Below are 1,540 nucleotides of genomic sequence, written 5' to 3'. Positions count from 1 at the left end.
CGCCATCAACCCGTCGGACTCGTAGGGGCGCATCTCGGCGTCGCTGGAAATCACGCCCTCGCCCGGCACGATCTTGCGCAGAGCCGCAATGATCTCCTCGCGGCGCGCCAGCACGGCCTGGTCGGGCTCCGGCATCAGAATGGTCATGTGGAACTCCTGCGGCCTGCCGAGATCGAGCGGAGCGGACGTCACCCCGCGCCAGCTATCCGCTGCTGCGAGGATCGGCGGATCCCTCATCCCTACTTAGAGCACTTCCGTTCGGCAAACGGATTCGGTTCTCGGAACCGACTAAGCGCCGACCAGCGTCCGGGGCGGCACCACCGCCTGCACCACCAGCCCGCGGGCGCGGGCGTCCATCACGCCGACGGCGCGTAGCGCCAGCAGCGTCACGGTTTGCACTGCGTCACGCAGCTTTGCCGGGTCGTCGAGATTGTCCGGCGCCAGCGGCCCGACCAGAGACTCGTGGACGGCGCCGAGCAGCGCCGTCGCCGCCAAGGCCGTGTCCTGCGCGGGCAGGTGACCGGCCCGCACGGCAGCGGCGATCCGCAGTTCGATCTCGCCCGCAATCTCGCGGCGGCTGGCGAGCCGCGAAGCCGTCACATCGACATCGACCGGCTCGGCCAGGATGCCCCAAGCCAGCTTTCGGTGCGACAGCACATGAACAGCGACGGTCGTGACGGCGGCAGCAAGCGCCGAGGACGGACCAGGTGCCGCATCCGCGGCACGTCGGATCGCAGCGAGTTCATCGCGCGACACCTCGGCGATGAGTTCGGAGATCAGATCGGCCTTCGATGGGAAGTAGCGGTAGACGGTTCCGGCCGCGACCTTGGCACGATTGGCAACCGGCGCGATCTGCACCGCCGCCATGCCGCCTTCTGCTGCGGTCTCCCGCGCGGCCGCGATGATCGCGCTGCGCCGCGCAGCCAACCGCTTCACGACCTGATGGGTTCGCCGGTAAACCATGTGCTCTCATTCCGGAATCGAGCATTCCGATCCCGGAGGGTGGGACCAGAAAATCTCCGCTCATCAAGACTTTGGAGCATGGGCGGGGCCGCCCCAACAGCGCGCCTCGTCCAAATCACGGAAAAAAGTGAACACCTATTCAGAGACGATGGCAAGCCCTTACAGCAATGAAGTGAATAGCTCTCCAGAATGGTTAGCCACCGAAGCCGAGAGCCCGGGCCGCCGCAGCTACCAACATACCGGTCGCGACCGCAAGGAAGTCATTCCGGCGAATAACACTGACGGTAATCGCCGCTGCAAGCGCGAACATCACGATCGGTCCGCCATTGACGGCGACGGGTAGCGCGGCGGCGACGATGATCGATCCGGGCAGTGCATCGAGCATCCGACGCACACGTGGCGTGACGTTGACGTAGCCCATCAGCCAGAAGCCGCCGAGCCGCGACGCCACGGTAACGGCCGTCATCACCGCAAAGGCGATCATCACTTCGCTGCGCAGAAACTCGCTCATGCCGGCAGCTCCCGCGGCGGCGGCTCATCCATCAATCCCGCGCTGAGCGCTCCCGACAACGCGCCG

General features: G+C 66.3%; 2 protein-coding genes. Both read right to left on the bottom strand.

Annotation, left to right across the window (positions count from 1 at the left end; all coding sequences use genetic code 11):
• Nucleotides 1-288: 288 nt before the first annotated feature.
• On the bottom strand, nucleotides 289-963 hold the full coding sequence (locus ACOJTD_RS12970) for a helix-turn-helix domain-containing protein (RefSeq protein WP_420133318.1): 675 nt from the start codon (nucleotides 961-963) through the stop codon (nucleotides 289-291).
• 193 nt (nucleotides 964-1,156) lie between these two features.
• Nucleotides 1,157-1,474, bottom strand: coding sequence for an AzlD family protein (locus ACOJTD_RS12965; RefSeq protein WP_420133317.1), 318 nt, complete (start codon nucleotides 1,472-1,474; stop codon nucleotides 1,157-1,159).
• Nucleotides 1,475-1,540: the final 66 nt, after the last annotated feature.

Origin of the sequence: Rhodopseudomonas sp. (genome assembly GCF_048594845.1) — a bacterium.
Taxonomy (GTDB): domain Bacteria; phylum Pseudomonadota; class Alphaproteobacteria; order Rhizobiales; family Xanthobacteraceae; genus Rhodopseudomonas.
Note: the sequence above shows the minus strand (reverse complement) of the source record. Positions and strands in the feature narration are given on the sequence as shown.

Bases quoted from the DNA above. Each gene is read 5' to 3' on its own strand.
- ACOJTD_RS12970 (WP_420133318.1), bottom strand. From the start codon at position 963: ATGGTTTACCGGCGAACCCATCAGGTCGTGAAGCGGTTGGCTGCGCGG.
- ACOJTD_RS12965 (WP_420133317.1), bottom strand. From the start codon at position 1,474: ATGAGCGAGTTTCTGCGCAGCGAAGTGATGATCGCCTTTGCGGTGATG.